Genomic DNA, 24,424 nt, shown 5'->3' on the forward strand with positions numbered 1-24,424 from the left:
GGTCTCCACGCCCCAACTCAGGAGCGCTGTCCCAGGAGTTCGGTCTCGGCGAGGGTGGCCGGATGGGGAAGGGTGAGGCGGTAGTGGCGATAGGTGCTGGGGGCGGGCAGTGCGAAGGGGCGGGTCTGGTGGGACCAGGTGAAGCGTTGGCCGCTCCTGCGGTCCAGTTCGGTCCAGTGCTCGCCGTCGTCGGAGCCTTCCAGCACCCATTCCCGCGGGGCGTCCGAGGCGGTTGCGGAGGTGAGGGTGTAGGAGGAGACGGTGGCGCCGGAGGGGACGGTGAAGGCGGCGCGGGAGACCTCGGCGGAGGTCTGGGAGGTGTTGTCGGTCAGCGGGCCGCCGTCCGGGACGGTCAGATCGGTGGGCGGAGCCGGCACCCCGTCGTCCTTGGTGATCGAGGTGGGCGCGGCGTCCGGCCCGGAGCCCCAGTTGGCGGGGCGCGGCCCCATGGCGAAGTCCAGGGTCCCGCCGCGGGCGAGCAGGGCGTGCGGCAGGGCGGTGGTGTTCCACGGCTTGCCGTTCACCCGGAGGCCCTGCACGTAGACGTTGCGGGCGCTGTTGCGGGGCGCGTTGATCACCAGGTCCCGGCCGTTCTCCAGGTGGATCGTGGCCTTGGTGAACAGCGGTGAGCCCACCGCGTACTCGCCCTGCCCCATCACCAGCGGATAGAAGCCCAGGGCGCTGAAGACGTACCACGCGGACATCTCGCCGTTGTCCTCGTCGCCGGGGTACCCCTGGCCGATCTCGCTGCCGAGGTAGAGCCGGGAGAGCACCTCGCGGACCTTCGCCTGGGTCTTGTACGGCTGGCCGGCCGCGTCGTAGAGGTAGGCGATGTGGTGCGAGGGCTGGTTGCTGTGCCCGTACATCCCCATCCGGACGTCGCGGGCCTCGGTCATCTCGTGGATGACGTCGCCGTAGGAGCCGGCGAACTGCTTGCCGGCGGTCTCCGGGGTGCTGAAGTAGGCGTCCAGCTTCTTCGCCAGGCCGGCCCGGCCGCCGTAGAGGTTGGCCAGTCCGCGGGTGTCCTGCGGGGCGGCGAAGGCGAAGGTCCAGGCGTTGGTCTCGGTGTAGTCGTAGCCCCAGACGCGGGGGTCGAAGCGGTCCGGCGGCAGCCGCCAGCCGCCCCGGGCGTCCTTGCCCTGGAAGAATCCGGTGCGGTCGTCGAAGAGCCGCACGTAATTCCGGGCCCGGCCCAGGAAGTACTCCGACTCCTCCTTGTAGCGGGGGTTGTGGGTCTTGGCGTAGAGGGCCTGTCCCATCCGGGCGATGCCGAAGTCGTTGAGGTAGCCCTCCAGTGCCCAGGACGCGCCCTCGCGGGTGTCGGTGCTGGTGTAGCCGAGGAACGGTGCGGTCGTCATCCCCTTGCGGCCGACGCCGGAGGACGGCGGGGCGACGGTGGCGTTCTTGACGGCCGCGTCGTAGGCCGCCGCGGCGTCGAAGTGCACGCCCTTGACGTAGGCGTCGGCGAACGCGACGTCGGAACTGGTCCCGGTCATCAGGTCCGCGTAGCCGGGGGAGGACCAGCGGGAGATCCAGCCGCCGTCCTTGTACTGCTGGACGAACCCGTCCGCCATCTTCCCGGCCCGGCCGGGGGTGAGCAGGGAGTAGGCGGGCCAGGTGGTGCGGTAGGTGTCCCAGAAGCCGTTGTTGACGTACACCGCACCGTCGACGATCTTCGCGCCGGTGTGTGTGGGGGTGTCCGGGCCGGTCGGCGGCGCGAACGGGCTGGCGTACCGGACCCGCGAACCGACCTGCTCCGCACCGGAGTTGGGGTAGAGGTAGAGCCGGTAGAGGCTGGAGTAGAGGGTGGTCAGCTGGTCGCGGCTGGCGCCCTGCACCTCGATGCGGCCCAGCAGCGCGTCCCACTGGGCGCGGGCGCGGTCCCGGACGGTGGCGAAGGACGTGCCGTCGGGGACCTCCCGGGCGAGGTTGGCCTTCGCCTGCTCGACGCCGATCAGCGAGGTGGCCAGTCGCAGCGTCACGGTGCGGTCCGCGCCCGGCCGCAGCCGCAGGTAGCCGGTGACGTCCTTGCCCCCTCCGGTGCAAGCACCGGCTCCACTGGAGCGGCTGACGCCGCACGCCCCGATGCGGCCGCCCGCGGTGACCGGCGCGTCCACCACGCCGTAGACGAACAGCCGGGTGGCGCCGACCGAGAGCCCGCTGCGGACGTCGGAGTAGCCGCTGATGACACCGTGCGCGGCGTCCAGGCTCAGGCCGCCCTTGTTGGTGACGTTGTCGAAGACCAGGTTGGCGTCGGCGCCGGGGAAGGTGAACCGCATCATCGCCGCGTGGTCGGTCGGCGCGATCTCGGTGCGCAGGCCGTTGTCGAAGGTCACCGCGTACTGGTACGGCCGCGCGGACTCGTGCTCGCGGTGGAAGGGCAGCGCGCGCCCGGTGCGCGAGGCGTCCGGGGTGCCGGCCGCGGTGGACGGCATGACCTGGAAGGTCTGCCGGTCGCCCATCCAGGGGCTCGGCTCGTGGCTGGCGCTGAACGCCTGGAGGGTGGGGAGGTTGTCGGCGTTGTTCTTCCGCGCGTACTCGTAGAGCCAGTCCGCGGAGCCGGCGTTGGTCACCGGGGTCCAGAAGGTGAAGCCGTTCGGTACCGCGGTGGCGGGGAAGGTGTTGCCGCGCGAGAAGCTGCCGCTGGAGAGGGTGCCGCGGGTGGTGATGGCGTAGTCGGAGAGGTGGGCGAGCGGTTTCTCCGGCGCCTTGGGGCCGATGGCGAGGTCGTCGAGCCAGCCGCGGAAGGCGGGGGCGGTGCGCGGCGCCCGGGGCGCGTCGTAGGCGAGCAGGATCCGGGCGATGGTCTTCCCGGCGGCGACCGCGCCGATCCGGGACTCCCGGTTGTTCCACTGGTTGACGTAGAGCGTCTTGGCGGCGGCCTGGCCCTGCGGGGTCAGCCGGGCCCCGTACTGGTCGGTCGCGGCCAACTCGCTCAGGTACGTCCCGTCGGTGAAGGCCAGGTCGACCGCGACGTGGGTGGCGGGGTAGTCGAGGTCGGTCTCCGGCAGTTCCGGGAAGAGCTTGTACGAGAGCGTGGTGGCGGGGGTGACGGGGACGTGCACGGCGAACAGCTTGTTGTACGCGTAGGCCCGGCCGGCGGCGGTGTGGGTGCCGGCGTAGCGCAGCGCGTGGCCGCCGGTGAATCCGGCGTGTGCCTTCGCGGTGGGGGAGTCGGCGGGGCCGGTGTCGGGTGCGGTGTCCATCCCGGGCCCGCCGGGGGCTGGGCGGGAGACGCCCGAGCTCTTCGGTCGGCCGTCGGGGCCGGTCTCGACGGTGTCGGTCCAGTCCGGTGCGGGCTGGCCCGGTTCGAAGGAGGAGTGGAACTCCCTCGCGGTACGCGGTGGTGGGGGCGGCGCCGCCTGGGCCGCGCCGGTCGTGCCCGGCGTGGTGAGGACGAGCAGGGCGGCCGCCGCGAGGGCGACGGGGCGGGCGATCCCCCGCAGTGGACTGTGCCGGTGTCTGTGCCGCACGCGAGCCCTCTCAACGAGATTGACATCGTTGTCAGTTGCGTAGTGCAGAGATAAGTAAGGTGCGCGGCGGCGCGGGTGTCAAGGGTGTGGCGGCGCGCCGGCGGCGGCCGTGTCGCGACAGCGCCCGAGGGGCGCCGGCGATGCATACCCGGGAGGTCTCAACTAGGGAAAGACTCCCGGCCAACTCAGCGTTCGATCTTGCCCGTTCGGCCGGAAGTGGACTATACCTATCGGCGTCCGAAGCCGGCGGTACGACCGCCGGGCCGGAATCCGGGGGGAAAGCGGGGAGGGCTGGAATTCCTCGCAGATCCCTAGCTCGCCCGGTGCACATCCCGTACAACTCAGCTTCATCTGACCCGCGGTGCCGGGGTGGCTCCGGTACACCGCCTGAGTCCTGAAGAAGGCGAGGACTTGAGCATGGGATCCACCTCAGAAGTCAACCGTCGCGATCTGGTCAAGCGGGCCGCGGCCCTGGGAATTCTCGCGGTACCGGCCATGGGCGCGCTGACGTCCTGTGCCACCGGAGGCGGCGGCGGCTCGGACGACGGCACCAAGAACAAGGGCGCGACCTCCGCCAAGAATCCGCTCGGCGTGAAGAACGGCGCGCCGCTGGAGGCATTCATCTTCAAGGGCGGATTGGGCGACCAGTACGCCAAGGACGCCGAGGCCGACTACAACAAGACCTACGGTGTGACGGTCAAGCACTCCGGCACCCAGCAGATCGGCCCCAAACTCCAGCCGCGCTTCGCCGGCGGTAATCCGCCCGACCTGATCGACAACTCCGGCGCCGACCACCTGGATATGAACAAGCTGTCCGCACAAGGGCAGTTGCAGGACCTCACCGCGCTGCTCGACGCCGCGTCGCTGGACGACCCGAAGAAGAAGGTCCGGGACGCGCTCTTCCCCAGCACCATCGAAAAGGGCAAGCACAAGGACACCTTCGACGTCTTCTACTACGCCTTCACGGTGTACGGCACGTGGTATTCCCACAAGCTCCTGAAGGACAAGGGCTGGGCCTATCCCACCTCCTACGACGAGATGATCAAACTCTGCGCCGAGATCAAGAAAGCCGGAATCGCGCCCTGGACGTATCCGGGGAAGTACCCGTACTACGTCCACTTCAACGTCTTCGCGGAGATCGCCAAGATCGGCGGTCTGGACAAGTGGATCGCCATCGACAACCTGGAGCCCAACGCCTGGACCTCCAACGACGCGGTCAAACAGGTCATCGGGCACTACGAGGAACTGGCCGCCAAGGGCTACTTCCTGGAGGGCAGCCAGGGACTGACGCACATTCAGTCACAGACCTCCTGGACCCGCGGCAAGGCGGTCTTCATCCCCAACGGCTCCTGGGTGGAGAACGAGGCCGCGCCCACCACCCCGGCCGACTTCGACATGGCCGTCGGCCCGCTCTTCGACGGCGGCAGCGGCGACAAGATGCCGCACGGCACGCTGCGCGCCGAACCCAGCGAACCGTTCATCGTCGCCAAGGGCGGCAAGAACCCCATCGGCGCGATGGAACTGCTGCGGATCATGGTCTCCAAGAAACACGCGCAGAATTTCGCCACCAAGGTCAAGTCGCTCACCGCCGTCCAGGGCGCGACCGACGGAATGCAGCTCTCGCCCGGTCTGGCGTCCGCCGCCAAGGCCGTCAAAGAGGGCGGCAAGAACCTGCTGATGATCCAGCTCCAGGAGTGGTACCCGAAGCTGACCGACGAAAAGCTCGGCGGACTCACCAGCCAACTGCTCACCGGTGACCTCAAGGCCGCGGAGTGGATCAAGAAGGCCCAGCAATACGCGGACGAGGTCGCCAAGGACAGCTCCGTCACCAAGTTCCACCGCGCTTCCTGACCGGGCTTCCCGACCGGGATCCATCCACGTACCACCGCTGACGAGGGAGGGCCGGGGAGCTCATGCGCCACGGCAAGTACCGATTCATCGTGGGGTTCCTGGCCCTGCCCCTGCTGCTCTACGGGATCTTCGTGATCTCGCCGTTCGTCCAGGCGTTCCAGATTTCCACCACGGAATGGAGCGGCCTGCGCGGCACCGCCAAGAGCGTCGGGCTGGGCAACTACAGCAAACTGCTGCACAGCGATGAATTTTGGAACGCGCTCAAACACAACGTCGTCATGCTGGTGTTGGTGCCGATCGCCACGCTGGCGCTGGGGTTGTTCTTCGCTTTCATGCTGAACGTCGGCGGCCGGGCTCGCCGCGGCGCGGTCATCACCGGCGTCCGCGGCGCGACGTTCTACAAATTCGTCTACTTCTTCCCGCAGGTCATCTCGATCACCATCATCTCGGTGATCTGGTTCAACATCTACAATCCGGATCCGCACGACGGCATGCTCAACTCGCTGTTGGGCGCGGTCGGTCTGGATTCCCTCCAGAACTCCTGGCTGGGGGCGGGGAGCCTGGCGCTGGCCTGCATCATGGTGGTGATGGTCTGGGCGAATGTCGGCTTCTACGTCGTGCTGTTCTCCGCGGCCATGGCCTCCATACCCCGGGAGATCTACGAGGCCGCGCTGCTGGACGGCGCGAGCCGCTCGCACACCTTCTTCCGGATCACCCTGCCGCTGCTGTGGGACACCGTGCAGACGGGCTGGGTCTATATGGGCATCATCGCGATGGACGCCTTCGCGCTGGTGCAGATCATGTCGGTCAACATGGGCGGCCCGGACGGCGCGACCGACGTCGTCCCGCTCCGCCTCTACCTGACCGCCTTCCGCGACAGTCAGTTCGGCTACGCGGCGGCGATGGGCGTCGCGATGCTCGTCGTCACGCTGCTGTTCGCCGTCCTCACGATGCGTTTCGCGCGCCGTGAGCGGATCGAGTACTAGGGGCAGGGCGCATGACGACACGAACCACTGCGGCACGGCCGCGCCGGACCTCCGAGGGCGGCACGCTCAACGTCTTCTCGCACGGCATGCTCGTCGTGTGGGCGCTGATGGTGGGCATGCCCCTGCTCTGGGTGCTGTGGAGCTCCTTCAAGAGCAGCGGTGACATCCTCACCGCCCCCTGGTCCCTCCCGGGCAAGCTCCACTTCGAGAACTGGATCAATGCCTGGGAGAAGGCCAACATCGGCAAGATGTTCCTCAACACCCTCATCGTGGTGGGCGGTTCGCTCACCGGGACGATGGTGCTGGGCTCCATGGCGGGCTACGTCCTGGCCCGCTTCCAGTTCCCGGGCAACCGCGTCATCTACTACCTCTTCGTCGCCGGCATGTCCTTCCCGGTCTTCATGCTGGTGATCCCGCTGTTCTTCGTGCTGCGGGACTTCCCCGGCGTCCCGCTGCTGGCGACGTACCAGGGCCTGATCGTCGTCTACATCGCCTACTCGCTGCCGTTCACCGTCTTCTTCATGACGGCGTTCTTCCGCACGCTGCCGACATCGGTGGCGGAGGCGGCGATGATCGACGGCGCCTCGCACGCCCGGACGTTCTTCCAGGTCATGCTGCCGATGGCCAAGCCCGGGCTGATCAGCGTCGGGATCTTCAACTTCCTGGGGCAGTGGAACCAGTACCTGCTGCCGATGGTCCTCAACCAGGACGAGGACAAGTACGTGCTCACCCAGGGCCTGGCCAACCTCGCGCTCCAGCAGGGCTACCAGGGCGACTGGGGCGGGCTGATGGCCGGCATGATGATCGCGATGCTGCCGGTCCTGCTCGTCTACGTCATCTTCCAACGGCAGGTGCAGGCCGGACTGACGGCCGGCGCGCTCAAATAGCGCCGCACGCGTCGGAGGGCGGTTCCCCAAGGGCGGAACCGCCCTTCGCGCATGACCGGCCGCCCCGATTCCGCCCGGGCTCAACGCCTTGACGAGACTTCCCCGCTGGAGTTCTGCTTAGAGTTCACATGTTGAAATCGGTTGCCGTCCCCCGATGACGTGGGTGCGGCCGGCGGGCAGTCGTCGTACTGTCCGCCCCAGGCGGGAGTGGATGAGTCGATGGAGACTCCGGGGTCGCAGTCCTCGCTGCACCGGGCCAATCTGGAGCGGGTCGTCCGCGCGGTGCGCATGGCGGGTTCGCTCACCCAGGCGGAGATCGCCCGGAGCACAGGGCTGTCCGCGGCCACCGTCTCGAACATCGTTCGCGAGTTGAAGGACGGCGGGACGGTTGAGGTGACGCCCACCTCGGCGGGCGGCCGGCGGGCGCGCAGCGTCTCGCTGTCCGGCAACGCCGGCATCGTGGTGGGCGTCGATTTCGGCCACTCCCACCTGCGGGTGGCGGTCGGCAACCTCGCCCACGAGGTGCTCGCCGAGGAGGCCGAACCGATCGACGTGGACGCCTCGGCGGCGGAGGGCTTCGACCGGGCCGAGCGGCTGGTGAGCCGACTGATCGAGCGGACCGGGGTCAGCCCGGACAAGGTCATCGGCGTCGGCCTGGGCGTCCCCGGCCCGATCGACGTGGAGTCCGGCACCCTGGGCTCGACCGCGATCCTGCCGGGCTGGTCCGGGACCAAGCCCGGCGAGGAGCTGTCCGGGCGGCTCGGCGTCCCGGTCTACGTCGACAACGACGCCAACCTCGGCGCGCTCGGCGAGCTGGTGTGGGGCGGCGGCCGCGGCGCGGCGGACCTGGCGTACATCAAGGTGGCCAGCGGGGTCGGCGCCGGGCTGGTGATCAGCGGCCAGATCTACCGCGGCCCGGGCGGCACCGCCGGTGAGATCGGGCACATCACCCTGGACGAGTCCGGCCCGGTCTGCCGCTGCGGCAACCGCGGCTGCCTGGAGACCTTCACCGCCGCCCGGTACGTCCTCCCGCTGCTCCAGCCGAGCCACGGCCCCGACCTGACCATGGCGCGGGTGGTCCAGCTGGCCCGCGAGGGCGACCCGGGCTGCCGGCGGGTCATCGCGGACGTGGGCCGCCACATCGGCAGCGGCGTGGCGAACCTCTGCAACCTGCTCAACCCCAGCCGGGTGGTGCTCGGCGGCGACCTCGCCGAGGCCGGTGAGCTGGTCCTCGGGCCGATCCGGGAGTCGGTGTCGCGGTACGCGATCCCCAGCGCCGCACGGCAGTTGGGCGTGGTGCCGGGCACCCTCGGCGGTCGTGCCGAGGTGTTGGGCGCGCTCGCCCTGGTGCTGAGCGAGATGGGCGATTCGACCCTGCTCGACGGGGCCCGGAATGCGGACGCGCCCGCCATAGCGTGAGCGGCTTAAGTTCACACACCTAACGCATGGCACCGTTGTCATCTCGTTAAGGATTTACTCCTTGACGGTCGGCTGGCGGCCGAGTTGACTTCCAGCCACCTCGGCCGCAAAGACGCGGCCATGTCAGGGAGGCAACCCCCATGAATGTGTGGACGCGTCGCGTCGTCATAGGCACCGCCGCCGTCTCGATGGCGCTCTCGGTGGCCGCCTGCGGCAAGGCCGGTGACGGCGGCAAGAGCGGTGGCGACGGCAAGACCATCGGTCTGCTGCTGCCGGAGAACAAGACCACTCGTTACGAGACCTTCGACCGCCCGCTGATCACCAAGAAGATCCAGGCACTCTGCAGCGACTGCCAGATCAAGTACAACAATGCCGACCAGGACACCCAGAACCAGAAGAAGCAGTTCGACGCCCTGATCACCCAGGGCGTCAAGGTGATCATCCTGGACCCGGTCGACTACAAGGCCACCAAGTCCTGGGTGAACCAGGCCGCCAAGAAGGGCGTCAAGGTCGTCGCCTACGACCGGCTGGCCGAGGGCAACATCTCCGCCTACGTCTCCTACGACAACGAGAAGATCGGCCGCCTCCAGGGCCAGGCGCTGGTCAAGGCGCTCGGCGACAAGGCCAAGGACAGCAATGTCGTCATGATCAACGGCTCGCCGACCGACCCCAACGCGCCGTTCTTCAAGCGCGGCGCCCACAGCGTCCTCGACAAGCAGGTCAAGAAGGTCGTCTACGAGCAGGACATCCCGGACTGGTCGTCGGACGAGGCCAACAAGAAGATGGCCGCCGCCATCGACTCGCTCGGCAAGGACGGCATCCAAGGCGTCTACTCCGCCAACGACGGCATGGCCGGCGGCATCATCACCGCCCTCAAACAGCAGGGCATCAAGGTCCCGGTCGGCGGCCAGGACTCCGAGCTGGCGGGTCTGCAGCGGATCCTCACCGGCGACCAGGCGTTCACGATCTACAAGCAGATCCAGCCGCAGGCCGACACCACCGCCGAGATCGCGGTCCGGCTGCTCAAGGGCGAGAAGATCGACTCCCTGACGCCCACCAAGGTCGACAGCCTCAGCGGCGAGGTCAAGGGCATCCCCGCCAAGCTCTACGACGCCCAGATCGTGACCAAGGACAACATCGAGGACACGGTCGTCAAGGACAAGGTCTACCCCGCCAGCCGGATCTGCGCCGGCGACGCCAAGGCGGCCTGCGAGGCAGCGGGCATCAAGTAAGGCAGGGGGCGGGCCCCGTCCGGCCCGCTCCCGTTCCGCCCCCGGTCCGGCAGGCCCCCGGCCGCCGCACCGGGGGCCCGCACACCCCCGCACTCGCACCACCATTCCCGCCGTACCGACGGCGGTGAAGGAGATGATTCACGTGTCCGCTCCGCCCGTGCTGGCGTTGCGCGGAGTCTCCAAGCGGTTCGGCGCCGTCCAGGCGCTCACCGACGTCACGCTGGAGATCCACGCCGGTGAGGTGGTCGCCCTCGTCGGCGACAACGGCGCCGGAAAGTCCACCCTCGTCAAGACCATCTCGGGCGTCCACCCGGTCGACGACGGCGTCATCGAATGGGAGGGCGCGCCGGTCCGCATCGCGAAGCCGCACGACGCCCAGGGCCTCGGCGTCGCCACCGTCTACCAGGACCTCGCGCTCTGCGACAACCTCGACGTGGTCGCCAACCTCTACCTCGGCAACGAGCTCAGCACCGCCGGCGTCCTCGACGAGATCGCCATGGAGAAGCGGGCCAAGGAACTCCTGGACACCCTGTCCATCCGGATCCCCAGCGTCCGGATCCCGGTGGCCGCGCTCTCCGGCGGTCAGCGGCAGGTCGTCGCCATCGCCCGCGCGCTGATCGGCGAGCCGAAGGTCGTCGTCCTCGACGAGCCGACCGCCGCCCTGGGCGTCGAGCAGACCGCACAGGTCCTCGACCTGGTCGAGCGGCTCCGCGAGCGCGACCTCGGCGTCATCCTGATCAGCCACAACATGGCCGACGTACAGGCCGTCGCGGACCGGGTCGCGGTCCTGCGGCTGGGCCGCAACAACGGTGTCTTCGACGTCGAAGGCACCTCCCACGAAGAGATCATCGCCGCCATCACCGGTGCCTCCGACAACGCCGTCACCCGCCGCAAGGCGCGCACCGACCAGCTGAAGAAGGAGGCCGGGGCATGAGCGAACAGCAGACTGCCGAGGCCACGCCCCAGACCCCGCAGCCGGCCGCCGTCGACCCCCGGCTGCTGGTCCGGGAGAAAGGATTCGCCGGCTACTTCGGCGAGTTCGCGCGCCGGATCCGCGGCGGTGAACTGGGGTCCTTGCCGGTCATCATCGGCCTGATCGTCATCGCGGTCGTCTTCCAGCTCAAGAACAGCAGCTTCCTGTCCGCGGACAGCCTCGCCAACATCGGCGTCTACACCTCCGGCCTGGGCATCATGGCCGTCGGCATCGTCTTCGTGCTGCTGCTCGGCGAGATCGACCTCTCGGTCGGCTCGGTCGCCGGCGTGGGCGCGGCCGTCTGGGCGGTGCTGAGCGTCACCCACGGCGTCAACGACTGGCTCGCGGTGCTGATCGCGGTGGCCGCCGGCGCCGCCATCGGCGTCCTGCACGGATTCTTTTTCGCCAAGATCGGGGTGCCCGCGTTCGTCGTCACCCTGGCCGGGTTCCTCGGCTGGAGCGGCCTCCAGATCTGGCTGATGGGCAAGGAAGGCTCCATCAACACGCCCAGCGGCAGCCTGGTGGAGAACCTCACCGGCTACTACTTCGAGGACAAGGCCGCCGCCTACGGCCTGGCCCTGATCGCGGTCCTGGCGTACGCGGGCTCGCTGCTGCTGGACAGTCGCCGCCGCCGGACCGCGGCCCTGCCGTCCCGGCCGCTCAGCGAGATCCTGCTGCGCACCGGCGTGGTCGCGGTGATCGCCTTCGCCGTCGCCTACGTCCTCAACGAGCCGTCCGGCGCCCGCGGCCTGCCGCTGGCCCTGGTGCTCTTCCTCGCCGTCCTGGTGATCGCCGACTTCGTGGTGCGCCGCACCGGCTACGGCCGGCAGATCTTCGCGGTCGGCGGCAACGCCGAGGCGGCCCGCCGGGCCGGCATCAACGTCAACCGCGTCCGGATCACCGTCTTCGCGATCTCCGGAATGCTCGCGGCCTTCGGCGGCCTGTTCATCGCCAGCCTCTCCGGCGGCGCCACCAAGAACCTGGGCTCCGGCAACACCCTGATGAACGTCATCGCGGCGGCCGTCATCGGCGGCACCAGCCTCTTCGGCGGCCGCGGCAAGATCTGGTCCGCGCTGCTGGGCATGCTGGTCATCCAGTCGATCCAGCAGGGGCTGAACCTGCTCGGCATGGCCAGCGAGATCCAGTACATGATCACCGGCGCGGTGCTGCTGGCCGCCGTGGTGATCGACTCGCTGTCGCGCCGCACCCAGAAGTCCGCCGGCCGCACCTGAGCAGCGGTTTGTCATAGGACGGCAACAGTCCCCGCGAAACGGCGGCAAGCGGCCCCCATCGGATGTCCCCGATGGGGGCCGTACCGCGCCCGGGGAGCCACCACGGCGCCCGGGAAACGGGCGTTCGACCGGCCCTCACCCGAGTGACATACATCGCGAGGCCCGGCCGCGCCGGCGGCGGACGCGACATTAGACTCATCTGATCGGCAAGCTCGACCTACGGCAGCAAGGAGGCATGGGGTGGCATTGCTGACCCGTATCAAGGGGCCGCGCGACCTGGACCGGCTTTCCCCCGAGCAGCTCACGCAGCTGGCGGGGGAGATCCGTGGTTTCCTCGTCGACGCGGTCTCCAAGACCGGCGGACACCTCGGCCCGAACCTCGGCGTGGTCGAGCTGACCATCGCCCTGCACCGTGTTTTCCATTCCCCCAAGGACAAGGTCCTGTGGGACACCGGACACCAGTCCTACGTCCACAAGCTGCTGACCGGCCGCCAGGACTTCTCCCAGCTCAAGGCCAAGGGCGGCCTCTCCGGCTACCCCTCGCGGGCGGAGTCCGCGCACGACGTCATCGAGAACAGCCACGCCTCCACGGTGCTGGGCTGGGCCGAGGGCATCGCCAAGGCCAACGAGGTCCGCGGCCGGGACGACCGGGTGGCGGCCGTCATCGGTGACGGTGCCCTCACCGGCGGTATGGCCTGGGAGGCGCTCAACAACATCGCCGCCGCCAAGGACCGCCCGCTGGTCATCGTCGTCAACGACAACGAGCGCTCCTACGCGCCCACCATCGGCGGCCTCGCCAACCACCTCGCCACCCTGCGCACCACGGACGGCTACGAGCGTTTCCTGGCGCGCGGCAAGGACATCCTGGAGCGCACCCCGGTCGTCGGCAAGCCGCTCTACGAGACCCTGCACGGCGCCAAGAAGGGCCTGAAGGACTTCATCGCGCCGCAGGGCATGTTCGAGGACCTGGGCCTGAAGTACGTCGGCCCGATCGACGGCCACGACATCGAGGCGCTGGAGTCCGCGCTGACCCGCGCCAAGCGGTTCGGCGGCCCGGTGATCGTCCACTGCCTCACCGAGAAGGGCCGCGGCTACCAGCCCGCCCTCCAGGACGAGGCGGACCGCTTCCACGCCGTCGGCAAGATCCACCCCGACACCGGCCTGCCCGTCTCCTCCGGCGGCAAGGACTGGACGTCGGTCTTCGGCGACGAGATGGTCGCGCTGGGCAAGGAGCGCGCGGACATCGTCGCCATCACGGCGGCCATGCTCCAGCCGGTCGGCCTGGAGAAGTTCGCCAAGGCGTTCCCGGACCGGGTCTACGACGTCGGCATCGCCGAGCAGCACGCCGCGGTCTCCGCGGCCGGCATGGCCACCGCCGGACTGCATCCGGTCTTCGCGGTCTACGCCACCTTCCTCAACCGCGCCTTCGACCAGGTCCTGATGGACGTCGCGCTGCACAAGTGCGGCGTCACCTTCGTCCTGGACCGGGCCGGCATCACCGGCACCGACGGCGCCTCGCACAACGGCATGTGGGACATGTCGCTCCTCCAGGTCGTCCCCGGCCTGCGGCTGGCGGCGCCGCGCGACGCCGACCAGGTGCGCGCCCAGCTGCGGGAGGCCGTCGAGGTCGACGACGCCCCGACCGTGGTGCGCTACTCCAAGGGCGCGGTCGGGCCGGCCGTCGAGGCGGTCGGTCGGGTCGGCGGCATGGACGTGCTGCGCGAGCCCGCCGCCACCGGGCGTCCGGACGTCCTGCTGGTGTCGATCGGCGCGCTCGCCCCGATGTGCCTGGAGGTCGCCGACCTGCTCGACAAGCAGGGCATCTCCACCACCGTCGTCGACCCCCGCTGGGTCAAGCCGGTCGACGAGGCGCTGCCGGGTCTGGCCGCCAAGCACCGGGTGGTGGTCACCGTCGAGGACAACATCCGCACCGGCGGCGTCGGTTCCGCCGTCGCCCAGGCGCTCCGGGACGCCGGGGTGGACGTCCCGCTGCGTGACTTCGGCATCCCCGAGCGGTTCCTGGACCACGCCTCCCGCAAGGAGGTCATGGCGGAGATCGGGCTGACCGCGCCGGACATCGCCCGCCAGGTGACCGGCCTGGTCGCCAAGATGGACAACCGCGACGAGGACGCCGCAAGCGCCGCCGGCCCGGCCGCCGCGGACTCCACCGCCGCCAAGGACCCCGTCGCCGAGGGCGCGGCCGAGCCCGCCGAGGTCGTCCGCGACTGATCCTCGCCCCGCACCGCCCGCCCGATGGGCCGGCCGGACGTCCCCACGGATGTTCCGGCCGGCCCATCGGCAGCTCCGCGGTTCCCACCCCATCGGGTGAATCCGGGGCCCCGGAAGGCCCGCCGACGCTGACCATTTCAAGACATTGCAGAGACTCGGTCAGTTCAGCAGAGTTGCGAGGGTCGTCCAGGCGGAGGTTCGCCCATGAGCACAGAGCACGGACCACAGGGACACGGACCAGGGGGCGCGCCGCAGGGGCCCCGGAGCGAGACGCGCCGCGACCGCGGCGTCCTACGAACGAAGAGCATCGAACAGTCGATTCAGGACACCGAGGAGCCCGAACACGCCCTCAGGAAGTCCCTCTCGGCGCTCGACCTGACCGTCTTCGGCGTCGGTGTGGTCATCGGCACCGGCATCTTCGTCCTCACCGGAAAAATCGCCAAGGAGCAGGCGGGACCCTCCGTCGCGCTCTCCTTCGTCGTCGCCGGCGTGGTCTGCGCGCTGGCGGCGCTGTGCTACGCGGAGTTCGCCTCCACCGTGCCGGTCGCCGGCTCGGCGTACACCTTCTCGTACGCGTCACTGGGCGAACTGCCCGCCTGGATCATCGGCTGGGACCTGATCCTGGAGCTGGCCCTGGGCTGTGCGGTGGTCGCCGTCGGCTGGTCCGGCTACGTGCGCTCACTGCTCGACACCGGGGGGCTGCACCTGCCGCCGGAACTGTCCGGCAGTCACGACGGGCGGTTCGGCTTCGATCTGCTCGCCTGCGTCCTGGTCCTGGTGATCACCGCCATCCTGGTGCTCGGCATGAAGCTCTCCTCCCGGGTGACGGCGGTGGTCGTCGGCGTGAAGGTGACCGTCGTGCTGCTGGTCGTCATCGCCGGCGCGTTCTTCGTCTCCGGGGCCAACTACCAGCCGTTCATCCCGCCGAGTCAGCCCGTCGCCACCGGCGGCGGACTGGCCGCGCCGCTCTCCCAGCTGATGTTCGGCTTCGCCCCGTCCCACTTCGGCGTGATGGGGATCTTCGCGGCGGCCGCGGTGGTCTTCTTCGCCTTCATCGGCTTCGACATCGTCGCCACCGCGGCCGAGGAGACCCGGAACCCGCAGCGCGACGTACCGCGCGGCATCCTCGGCTCCCTGGCCATCTGCACGCTGCTCTACGTGGCCGTGTCGGTGGTCGTCACCGGCATGGAGAAGTACAGCCAGCTCTCCGTGGACGCCCCGCTGGCCGACGCCTTCAAGCACGTCGGGTACCCGTTCTTCGCGGGCCTGATCAGCTTCGGCGCGGCGGTCGGCCTGACCTCGGTGTGCATGATCCTGCTGCTCGGCCAGAGCCGGGTGTTCTTCGCGATGAGCCGGGACGGGCTGCTGCCCCAGGTCTTCTCCCACGTGCACCCGAAGTTCGGCACCCCGCACCGGTCGACCATCGCGCTGGGCATCGTCGTCGCGGTGGTCGCCGGTTTCACCTCCATCGACGTCCTGGCCGAACTCGTCAACATCGGGACGCTCTTCGCCTTCGTCGTGGTCGCCGTCGGCGTGGTCCTGCTCCGCCGTGCCCGCCCCGACCTGCCGCGCGCCTTCCGGACCCCGTGGGTGCCGTACGTCCCGCTGCTGTCGGTGCTCGCCTCGCTCTGGCTGATGCTCAACCTGCCCGCCGAGACCTGGATCCGCTTCGCCCTCTGGATGGCGCTCGGATTCGTCGTCTACTTCCTCTACGGGCGCACCCACAGTCGCCTCGCCCTCCGGCAGCGACAGCGCGACGCGGCCGACGCCCGGCCGTAGCGCGAGCGGGCGGGATCGCGGCGGTGCGGCACCGGCCGTCCACCGCGGTCCCGCCCGCCCTCGTGCGGCCGTGGTCGCCGCTCTGACGGGCTATGAGACGCCGCCTCGACCCCTGCCGCCCCAGACCGTCCGCGGGCCCGTCACGCGGGCGTCCAGCGCCTGTACGCGCTCGCGCAGTCCGCGGTCCGCGGTGACCACCAGGCAGTCCCGCCCCGCGCCCTCCTCGGCCACCAGCCGCACGATCGCGTCGTCCCCGCTGCCGTCCGCCGACACCACCCGCACACCCGGCACGGACGCCACCCCGCGCGCCGCGCCCTCCACCACCAGGACCAGCTCCAGCGGCGGATCGACCAGCCCCGGCAGTCCCGTCCCGGCGTGGCCGACCAGCGCGTCCCGCAGCCGTTCGGCGGCACCGCGCCGGTCCCGCCACCAGCCGTCGGGCACCGAGCCGACGACGTTCGCGGCATCGACAATGACCAAGGAATCCATACCGTCAGCCTGCCACGGTCGGGCGGCCGTCGACCGCCCGGCGGGCGCCGCACGCACGACGCGCGGACCGGCTCCACCGAGCCGGTCCGCGCGTCGACTTCCGCGGGGCGGACGTCCTTGGAGGGCCGCTTAGGCGGGCACGCTCGCGATCCCCTGGGCCAGGAACTTCTTGCCCCTCACCCGCTCGGAGACGCCCTCACGGTCCAGGTACGGCGTGATGCCGCCCAGGTGGAAGGGCCAGCCGGCGCCGGTGATCAGGCACAGGTCGATGTCCTGCGCCTCGGCGACCACGCCCTCGTCCAGCATCAGGCCGATCTCCTGCGCCACGGCGTCCAGCACCCGGTCGCGGACCTGCTCCTCGGTCAGCACCGCGTCGCCCTGCTTCAGCAGCGCGGCGACCTCCGGGTCCAGCTCCGGCTTCCCACTGTCGTAGACGTAGAAGCCGCGCTTGCCGGCCTCGACGACCGCCTTGAGGTTGGGGGAGACCGTGAAGCGCTCGGGGAAGGCGCCGTGCAGCGTCTCGGAGACGTGCAGGCCGATCGCCGGGCCGACCAGCTCCAGCAGGACCAGCGGCGACATCGGCAGACCGAGCGGCTCGACCGCCTTCTCGGCGACGGCGACCGGGGTGCCCTCGTCGATGACGTTCTGGATCTCGCCCATGAAGCGGGTCAGGATGCGGTTGACGACGAACGCCGGGGCGTCCTTCACCAGCACGGCCGTCTTCTTCAGCGACTTGGCGACCGCGAAGGCGGTGGCCAGCGACGCGTCGTCGGTCTTCTCGGCCCGGACGATCTCCAGCAGCGGCAGGATCGCGACCGGGTTGAAGAAGTGGAAGCCCACGACCCGCTCGGGGTGCTTGAGCTTCGCGGCCATCTCGGTGACCGAGAGGGAGGAGGTGTTGGTGGCGAGGATGGCGTGCGCCGGCACGACCGCCTCGACCTCCGCGAACACCTGCTGCTTGACGCCCATCTCCTCGAAGACGGCCTCGATGACGAAGTCCGCGTCGCCGAACGCCGCGGCCTTGTCGAGGTGCCCGGAGACCAGGCCCTTGAGGCGGTTCGCCTTGTCCTGGTTGACCCGGCCCTTGAGCAGCAGCTTGTCGATCTCGCCGTGGACGTACGCCACGCCCTTGTCGATCCGCGCCTGGTCGATGTCCGTGAGGACGACCGGGACCTCCAGGCGGCGGGCGAACAGCAGCGCCAGCTGAGAGGCCATCAGGCCGGCGCCGACCACGCCCACCTTGGTGACGGGACGGGCCAGCGACTTGTCCGGCGCACCGGCGGGCCGCTTGGCGCGCTTCTGCACCAGGTTGAACGAGTAGATGCCGGACCGCAGTTCGCCGCCCATGATCAGGTCGGCGAGGGCCTGGTCCTCGGCGTCGAAGCCCTGGCGCAGGTCGCCGTTCTTGGCGGCCGCGATGATCTCCAGCGCGCGGTAGGCGGCCGGGGCCGCGCCGTGCACCTTGCCGTCGGCGATGGCCTTGCCGCGCGCCACGGCGGCGTCCCACGCCTCACCGCGGTCGACCTCGGCCCGTGCCACCTCGGTGGCGCCGGTCAGTACCGAAGCGGTCCAGATCAGCGACTGCTCCAGGAAGTCCGCGCCCTCGAAGAGCGCGTCCGCGATGCCGAGGTCGAAGACCTGCTCGCCCTTGAGCTGCTTGTTCTGGTTGAGCGAGTTCTCGATGATCACGCTCACCGCGCGGTCCGCGCCGATGAGGTTCGGCAGCAGCGCGCAGCCGCCCCAGCCGGGCACCAGGCCGAGGAACACCTCGGGGAGCGAGAAGGCCGGCAGCGCCTTGGAGACGGTGCGGTAGGTGCAGTGCAGACCGACCTCGACACCGCCGCCCATCGCGGCGCCGTTGTAGTACGCGAAGGTCGGCACGGCCAGCGTGGACAGCCGCTTGAAGACATCGTGGCCGCCCTTGCCGATGGCCAGCGCGTCCTCGTGCCGCTTGAGCAGCTCGACGCCCTTGAGGTCGGCGCCCACGGCGAAGATGAACGGCTTGCCGGTGATGCCGACGCCGACGATCTCGCCGTCCGCGGCCTCCTTCTCGACCTGGTCGAGGGCGGCGTTGAGGTTCGCCAGCGACTGCGGGCCGAAGGTGGTCGGCTTGGTGTGGTCCAGGCCGTTGTCCAGCGTGATGAGCGCGAACCGGCCCGCGCCCTTGGGGAGGTCGAGGTGGCGCACGTGCGCCTGCGTCACGACCTCGTCAGGGAACAGCTCGGCCGCACCCTTCAACAGCTCAGCGGTGGTGCTCACTTGCCTGCCCCCTCGAAGTGCGGGTTCTCCCAGATAACGGTGCCGCCCATGCCGAAGCCGACGCACATGGAGGTGATGCCGTAGCGGACCTCCGGCTGCTCCTCGAACTGCCGTGCCAGCTGCGTCATCAGACGCACACCGGACGACGCCAGCGGGTGGCCGAAGGCGATGGCGCCGCCGTACTGGTTGACGCGCGGGTCGTCGTCGGCGATGCCGTAGTGGTCGAGCAGCGAGAGCACCTGGACGGCGAACGCCTCGTTGATCTCGAACAGGCCGATGTCATCGATCGTCAGACCGGCCTTGGCCAGCGCCTTCTCGGTCGCCGGGACCGGGCCGATGCCCATGACCTCGGGCTCGACACCCGCGAAGGCGTAGTCCACGAGGCGCATCTTGACCGGCAGGCCCAGCTCGCGGGCCACGTCCTCGGCGGCGACCAGCGAGGCGGTGGCGCCGTCGTTGAGACCGGCGGCGTTGCCCGCGGTCACCCGGCCGTGCGGCCGGAACGGGGTCTTCAGCCCGGCGAGGTTCGCCAGCGTCGTGCCCGGACGCATCGGCTCGTCGGTGGTGGCCAGGCCCCAGCCGGTCTCGCCGGCCTCGGCGTTGGTGCGGCGCACCGAGATCGGCACCAGGTCGGCCTGGATCTTGCCGTTGGCGTACGCCTTGGCGGCCTTCTCCTGGCTGCGCACCGCGTACTCGTCGGCGCGCTGCTTGGTGAGGTGCGGCAGCCGGTCGTGGAGGTTCTCCGCCGTCATGCCCATGAAGAGGGCCGACTGGTCGACCAGCTTCTCCGACACGAAGCGCGGGTTGGGGTCCACGCCCTCGCCCATCGGGTGCCGGCCCATGTGCTCGACACCGCCGGCCACGGCGATGTCGTACGCACCGAAGGCCACCCCGCCGGCGACGGCGGTCACCGCGGTCATCGCACCGGCACACATCCGGTCGACGGAGAAACCGGGCACGGACTGCGGCAGCCCCGCCAGGATGGCGGCGGTGCGGCCCAGGGTCAGGCCCTGGTCACCGATCTGGGTGGTGGCGGCGAGGGCGACCTCGTCGATCCGGGCCGGGTCCAGGTCCGGGTTGCGGCGCAGCAGCTCCCGGATGCACTTGACGACCAGGTCGTCGGCGCGGGTCTCGTGGTAAATGCCCTTCGGGCCCGCCTTGCCGAACGGGGTGCGGACGCCGTCGACGAAGACGACGTCCCTAGCGGTACGAGGCACGTTGGCTCTCCTCCAGGTGCGGGATGGCACTGCTGCGGTCGCGCCCCGGAGGACGCGTCACACGCCCATGCTACTTACGGGTAACCAAGCTGCACACCCCCTTCGCCCGGAGCGGCGAACGTCACACCGCCCGACGCCCGGAACCCGCCGGGCGCGGAGCACGCAGGGAACCCGGAGAACCCGGAGAACGCACGGAATCCAGAGAGCGCAGAGAACCCCGGCCGCGCAGGGGGTGCGCGGCCGGGGTCCTCGGTGGCGTCGGACCGGACCCGGTCAGGAGCCGTTGGCCAGCAGGGCCTCGGTCAGGAGCGGCGCGACCAGCTCGATCTGCCAGGGACGGGCGCCGTGTCCGGACAGGACCTCGGCGACCGTCTCCGGGGTCGGGCCGGCCGGCGGCTCCCAGCACAGCCGGCGCACCGTGTCCGGGGTGATGAGGTTCTCCTGCGGGAGGTTCAGCCGCTCGGCGAGCGCGGTCACCGCCGTGCGGGCGGCCGACAGCCGGGCCGCCGCGGCCGGGTCCTTGTCGGCCCACGAGCGGGGCGGCGGCGGGCCGTTGAGCGGCTGGCCGGGCTGCGGCAGTTCGCTGTCCGGCAGCGCCCGGGCCTGGTCGACGGCGGTCTGCCACTGCTCCAGCTGGCGCCGACCCATCCGGTGCCCGAACCCGGCCAGTGCGGCCAGCGCGTGGGTGTTGGGCGGGAGTTGGAGTGCGGCCTCGATGATCGCGGCGTCGCCGAGCACCTTGCCGGGCGAGACGTCGCGCCGCTGGGCGACCTGGTCGCGCAGCGTCCACAATTCCCGGACGACGGCCATCTGCCGGCGTCGGCGCACCTTGTGCATCCCGGACGTGCGGCGCCAGGGGTCCTTGCGGGGCGGCGGCGGGGGAGCGGCGGCGATGGCCGCGAACTCCTGCCGGGCCCACTCCAGCTTGCCCTGTCGGTCCAGCTCCTCCTCCAGCGCGTCGCGCAGGTCCACCAGCAGCTCGACGTCGAGCGCGGCGTAGCGCAGCCACGGCTCGGGCAGCGGGCGGGTGGACCAGTCGACGGCGGAGTGCCCCTTCTCCAGGGCGTAGCCGAGGACGTTCTCGACCATGGCGCCCAGGCCGACCCGGGCGAAGCCGGCCAGTCGCCCGGCCAGCTCGGTGTCGAACAGCTTGGTGGGGACCATCCCTATGTCGCGCAGACAGGGCAGGTCCTGGGTTGCGGCGTGCAGCACCCACTCGGCATCGGAGATCGCGCCCCCCAGCGTGGCGAGGTCGGGACAGCCGACCGGGTCGATCAACACACTGCCGGCGCCCTCACGGCGCAGCTGGACGAGATAGGCACGCTGGCCGTAGCGGTAGCCCGAGGCGCGCTCGGCGTCGACGGCGACCGGGCCGCGGCCGGCCGCGAAGGCGGCGACGACCTCGGTGAGCGCCTCGTCGGCGGCGGTCACCGGGGGGATGCCCTCGCGGGGTTCCAGTAGGGGTACCGGCGCCGGTCGGGAATCCGGAGGCGATTCTCCGGGTGCTCGCAGTGTCGTGTCTGCTGCGGTCTTTTGGGCGTCGGTCACCAGTCAAGGGTATCTGTGTATGCACGTCGCCCGTCGGGGGAATGTTCCCTCGACGGGCGGGACGGGTCAGGAGGCGGGGTTCAGTGGATGATGCCGGTGCGCAGCGCGACCGCCACCATCCCGGCCCGATCACCGGTGCCGAGCTTGCGCGCGATCCGGGCGAGGTGGCTCTTCACGGTGAGCGCCGACAGCCCCATCGAGACGCCGATGGCCTTGTTGGACTGGCCCTCCGCCACCAGCCGCAACACCTCGACCTCGCGCCCCGAGAGCTCGCGGTAGCCACCGGGGTGACCCGGGGCGCCCGGCGGGCGGCGCTGCATCCGGGCCGCGTTGGCGCCGATCGGGGCGGCGCCCGGCCGGCCCGGCAGGCCGAGGTTGGTGCGGGTGCCGGTGACGACGTAGCCCTTGACGCCGCCGGCGAGGGCGTTGCGGACGGCGCCGATGTCGTCGGCGGCGGAGAGTGCGAGGCCGTTGGGCCAGCCGGCCGCCCGTGTCTCGGACAGCAGGGTGAGGCCGGAGCCGTCGGGAAGGTGGACGTCGGCCACGCAGATGTCGCGTGGGTTGCTGACGCGGGGACGGGCCTCCGCGATGGACGACGCCTCGATCACGTCACGCACGCCGAGGGCCCAGAGGTGACGGGTGACGGTGGAGCGGACGCGAGGGTCGGCCACGACGACCATGGCGGTCGGCTTGTTCGGGCGGTAGGCGACCAGGCTCGAAGGTTGCTCAAGGAGAACTGACACCGGGCCTCCTGGGGAGTGGCGGGGACGGAAGCCGGCTGGGGAAAGCCGGAATGATCCGTGTTTGAAGGGTCACTGACCTCTTCGGCAGCAATCCGGCGGGACTTTAGACTTTGATCACGATTTAGTTAGGGGCAATTCGGGCAAATCGGATGCGTGAGCGATCAAGGTGAGCACGGAGTGCACATCGAGGTGATCACAGGCGTACGGAAACGGCGAGGTGCCGCACGCCCGGATGTCCCGGACGCACGGCACCTCGCCGTCTGGTGTCTGCCCCTCAGCGGGCCTGTGGACCGCGGCGCTGCGGCAGCGCCACCACCCCGCCGCGCGGCGCCGGGTCGAGCGGTGCCGGCGGCAGCCCCGCCACCTGGCACAGCAGATCGCACCACGCCGACAGGTGCGCCGCGAGGTCCGGCACCCCGCCCGGTCCCTCGGCCGGCGTCCACGACGCCCGGATCTCGATCTGGGTCGCCGGCTCCCGCGCCGCGAGCCCACCGAAGTAGTACGACCCGGCCCGGGTGACCGTCCCGCTCGGCGCGCCGAAGTGCACCCCGCGCGCCTCCAACGCACCGGTCAGCCAGGACCACGACACCTCGGGCAGCAACGGGTCGGCGCCCATCTCCGGCTCCAGCTCGGCGCGGGCCAGCGTCACCACCCGGAACGTGCCCTGCCAGGTCTCGTCGCCGGCCGGCTGGTGCAGCACCACCAGCCGCCCGTCCGCCAGGTCACGGTCCTCGCCGTCCGGCCCCGCCCCGCGCTCGACCACCGCGGCCTCCAGCGCGTAGGCATACGGGGCGAGCCGTTTCGGTGCAGGTGTCGGGTCGGTCTCGATCTCCGGCCGCAGCCGGGCCGCGCGGAGCGCCTCGACCGCCTGACGGAAGGGGATCGGGGTCTCGTCCGCGCTGTCCGCGAGGTGTTCGTGAGCCGCAGCCATGCCCGGAAGGGTAGGCGGAAGACGGCGTACATATGGGGAGGACACCCGGTGCGCGCGTCGCCCATTCGGAGGTGCCGTTGGACGCATGCGAAGATTTGCCGCGTGAGCGCCAACGATGCCCTTACGGGCCAGCAGCAGACCGCGACGTACGACTCGGCCTTCCTCAAGGCGTGCCGGCGCGAGCCGGTGCCGCACACGCCGGTGTGGTTCATGCGCCAGGCCGGGCGTTCACTCCCCGAGTACCGCAAGGTCCGCGAGGGCATCGCGATGCTCGACTCCTGCATGCGGCCCGAGCTGGTCACCGAGATCACGCTCCAGCCCGTGCGCCGGCACGGCGTGGACGCCGCCATCTACTTCAGCGACATCGTGGTGCCCCTGAAGGCCATCGGCATCGACCTCGACATCAAGCCCGGCATCGGCCCGGTCGTCGAGAACCCCATCCGCAGCCGCGCCGACCTGGAGCAGCTGCGCCTGCTGGAGCCCGGCGACGTCCCCTATGTCACCGAGGCCATCGGCCTGCTCACCCGCGAGCTGGGCGGCACCCCGCTCATCGGCTTCGCCGGCGCCCCGTTCACGCTCGCCAGCTACCTCGTCGAGGGCGGCCCGTCCCGCAACTACGAGCACACCAAAGCCCTGATGTACGGCGACCCGCAGCTGTGGGCCGACCTGCTCGACCGGCTCGCGGACATCACCTCCGCCTTCCTCAAGGTCCAGATCGAGGCCGGCGCCAGCGCCGTCCAGCTCTTCGACTCCTGGGTCGGCGCGCTCTCCCCGGCCGACTACCGGCGCTCGGTGATGCCGGCCTCCACCAAGGTCTTCGACGCGGTCGCCTCCTACGGTGTCCCGCGGATCCACTTCGGCGTCGGCACCGGCGAACTCCTCGGCCTGATGGGCGAGGCCGGCGCGGACGTGGTCGGCGTCGACTGGCGGGTCCCGCTGGACGAGGCGGCCCACCGGGTCGGCCCCGGCAAGGCGCTCCAGGGCAACATCGACCCGGCCGTGCTCTTCGCCCCACGCGAGGCCGTCGAGACCAAGGCCCGTGAGGTCCTCGACGCCGCCGCGGGCCTGGAAGGCCACGTCTTCAACCTCGGCCACGGCGTGCTGCCCGACACCGACCCGGACGCGCTGACCCGCCTCGTCGAGTACGTCCACACGCAGACCGCGCGCTGAGCGGGG

Annotated in this window: 17 protein-coding genes; 10 read left to right on the forward strand and 7 right to left on the reverse strand. The window is 70.5% G+C overall.

Annotated elements, in window-relative coordinates; translation table 11 throughout:
• Positions 1-17: 17 nt before the first annotated feature.
• Positions 18-3,473 carry a GH92 family glycosyl hydrolase gene (locus tag ACO0M4_RS06025; RefSeq protein ID WP_430368602.1) on the reverse strand — a complete coding sequence of 1,152 codons (3,456 nt, stop codon included), beginning with the start codon at positions 3,471-3,473 and terminating at the stop codon, positions 18-20.
• A 417-nt stretch (positions 3,474-3,890) separates the two neighbouring features.
• Between ACO0M4_RS06025 and ngcE the strand changes: the two genes are divergently transcribed.
• The 9 genes from ngcE to ACO0M4_RS06070 all read left to right on the forward strand — a co-directional run bounded on the left by ngcE (position 3,891) and on the right by ACO0M4_RS06070 (position 16,061).
• Positions 3,891-5,324 carry an N-acetylglucosamine/diacetylchitobiose ABC transporter substrate-binding protein gene (gene ngcE, locus ACO0M4_RS06030; protein WP_430368603.1) on the forward strand — a complete coding sequence of 478 codons (1,434 nt, stop codon included), beginning with the start codon at positions 3,891-3,893 and terminating at the stop codon, positions 5,322-5,324.
• Positions 5,325-5,386: 62 nt separating this feature from the next.
• On the forward strand, positions 5,387-6,310 hold the full coding sequence (locus tag ACO0M4_RS06035; RefSeq protein WP_430368604.1) for a carbohydrate ABC transporter permease: 924 nt from the start codon (positions 5,387-5,389) through the stop codon (positions 6,308-6,310).
• Positions 6,311-6,321: 11 nt separating this feature from the next.
• Entirely contained in the window at positions 6,322-7,197 is an 876-nt protein-coding gene (locus ACO0M4_RS06040) for a carbohydrate ABC transporter permease (RefSeq protein ID WP_390017870.1), read from the forward strand.
• A gap of 219 nt (positions 7,198-7,416) precedes the next feature.
• The gene (locus ACO0M4_RS06045; RefSeq protein ID WP_430368605.1) at positions 7,417-8,616 is read left to right on the forward strand and encodes an ROK family transcriptional regulator; all 1,200 of its coding nucleotides are present in this window, start codon (positions 7,417-7,419) and stop codon (positions 8,614-8,616) included.
• A gap of 140 nt (positions 8,617-8,756) precedes the next feature.
• A complete protein-coding gene (locus ACO0M4_RS06050) occupies positions 8,757-9,848 on the forward strand; it encodes a substrate-binding domain-containing protein (protein WP_430368606.1) in 1,092 nt (363 codons plus the stop codon).
• A 133-nt stretch (positions 9,849-9,981) separates the two neighbouring features.
• Positions 9,982-10,782: an ATP-binding cassette domain-containing protein gene (locus ACO0M4_RS06055; protein WP_430368608.1), complete on the forward strand. Its 801-nt coding sequence runs from the start codon at positions 9,982-9,984 to the stop codon at positions 10,780-10,782.
• The gene (locus tag ACO0M4_RS06060; RefSeq protein ID WP_430368609.1) at positions 10,779-12,053 is read left to right on the forward strand and encodes a sugar ABC transporter permease; all 1,275 of its coding nucleotides are present in this window, start codon (positions 10,779-10,781) and stop codon (positions 12,051-12,053) included. The genes ACO0M4_RS06055 and ACO0M4_RS06060 overlap by 4 nt, the downstream gene beginning before the upstream one ends.
• Positions 12,054-12,293: 240 nt before the next feature.
• Complete coding sequence (gene dxs, locus ACO0M4_RS06065) at positions 12,294-14,282, forward strand: 1-deoxy-D-xylulose-5-phosphate synthase (protein ID WP_430368610.1); 1,989 nt, start codon at positions 12,294-12,296, stop codon at positions 14,280-14,282.
• A 204-nt stretch (positions 14,283-14,486) separates the two neighbouring features.
• On the forward strand, positions 14,487-16,061 hold the full coding sequence (locus ACO0M4_RS06070; protein WP_430368611.1) for an amino acid permease: 1,575 nt from the start codon (positions 14,487-14,489) through the stop codon (positions 16,059-16,061).
• Between the two features lie 90 nt (positions 16,062-16,151).
• On the opposite strand, the gene ACO0M4_RS06075 is transcribed toward ACO0M4_RS06070, so the two are convergent.
• The 6 genes from ACO0M4_RS06075 to ACO0M4_RS06100 form a co-directional block, all read right to left on the reverse strand.
• Entirely contained in the window at positions 16,152-16,550 is a 399-nt protein-coding gene (locus tag ACO0M4_RS06075) for an NTP pyrophosphohydrolase (protein WP_430368613.1), read from the reverse strand.
• A gap of 129 nt (positions 16,551-16,679) precedes the next feature.
• Positions 16,680-18,809, reverse strand: a complete 2,130-nt coding sequence (locus tag ACO0M4_RS06080; RefSeq protein WP_430368615.1) for a 3-hydroxyacyl-CoA dehydrogenase NAD-binding domain-containing protein — start codon at positions 18,807-18,809, stop codon at positions 16,680-16,682.
• Complete coding sequence (locus ACO0M4_RS06085) at positions 18,806-20,026, reverse strand: thiolase family protein (protein ID WP_430368617.1); 1,221 nt, start codon at positions 20,024-20,026, stop codon at positions 18,806-18,808. The genes ACO0M4_RS06080 and ACO0M4_RS06085 overlap by 4 nt, the downstream gene beginning before the upstream one ends.
• Before the next feature lie 273 nt (positions 20,027-20,299).
• Positions 20,300-21,574 carry an HRDC domain-containing protein gene (locus ACO0M4_RS06090; protein WP_430368619.1) on the reverse strand — a complete coding sequence of 425 codons (1,275 nt, stop codon included), beginning with the start codon at positions 21,572-21,574 and terminating at the stop codon, positions 20,300-20,302.
• 80 nt (positions 21,575-21,654) lie between these two features.
• Positions 21,655-22,317 (reverse strand): LuxR C-terminal-related transcriptional regulator, encoded by a 663-nt coding sequence (locus ACO0M4_RS06095; protein ID WP_430368620.1) that lies wholly within the window; start codon positions 22,315-22,317, stop codon positions 21,655-21,657.
• Positions 22,318-22,591: 274 nt separating this feature from the next.
• Entirely contained in the window at positions 22,592-23,248 is a 657-nt protein-coding gene (locus ACO0M4_RS06100) for a DUF3000 domain-containing protein (protein ID WP_430368621.1), read from the reverse strand.
• 102 nt (positions 23,249-23,350) lie between these two features.
• Between ACO0M4_RS06100 and hemE the strand changes: the two genes are divergently transcribed.
• Positions 23,351-24,418: a uroporphyrinogen decarboxylase gene (gene hemE / locus ACO0M4_RS06105; RefSeq protein ID WP_430368622.1), complete on the forward strand. Its 1,068-nt coding sequence runs from the start codon at positions 23,351-23,353 to the stop codon at positions 24,416-24,418.
• Positions 24,419-24,424 lie beyond the last annotated feature (6 nt).

Source organism: Streptomyces sp. RGM 3693 (assembly GCF_050471125.1).
In the GTDB taxonomy this organism is placed as follows: domain Bacteria; phylum Actinomycetota; class Actinomycetes; order Streptomycetales; family Streptomycetaceae; genus Streptomyces.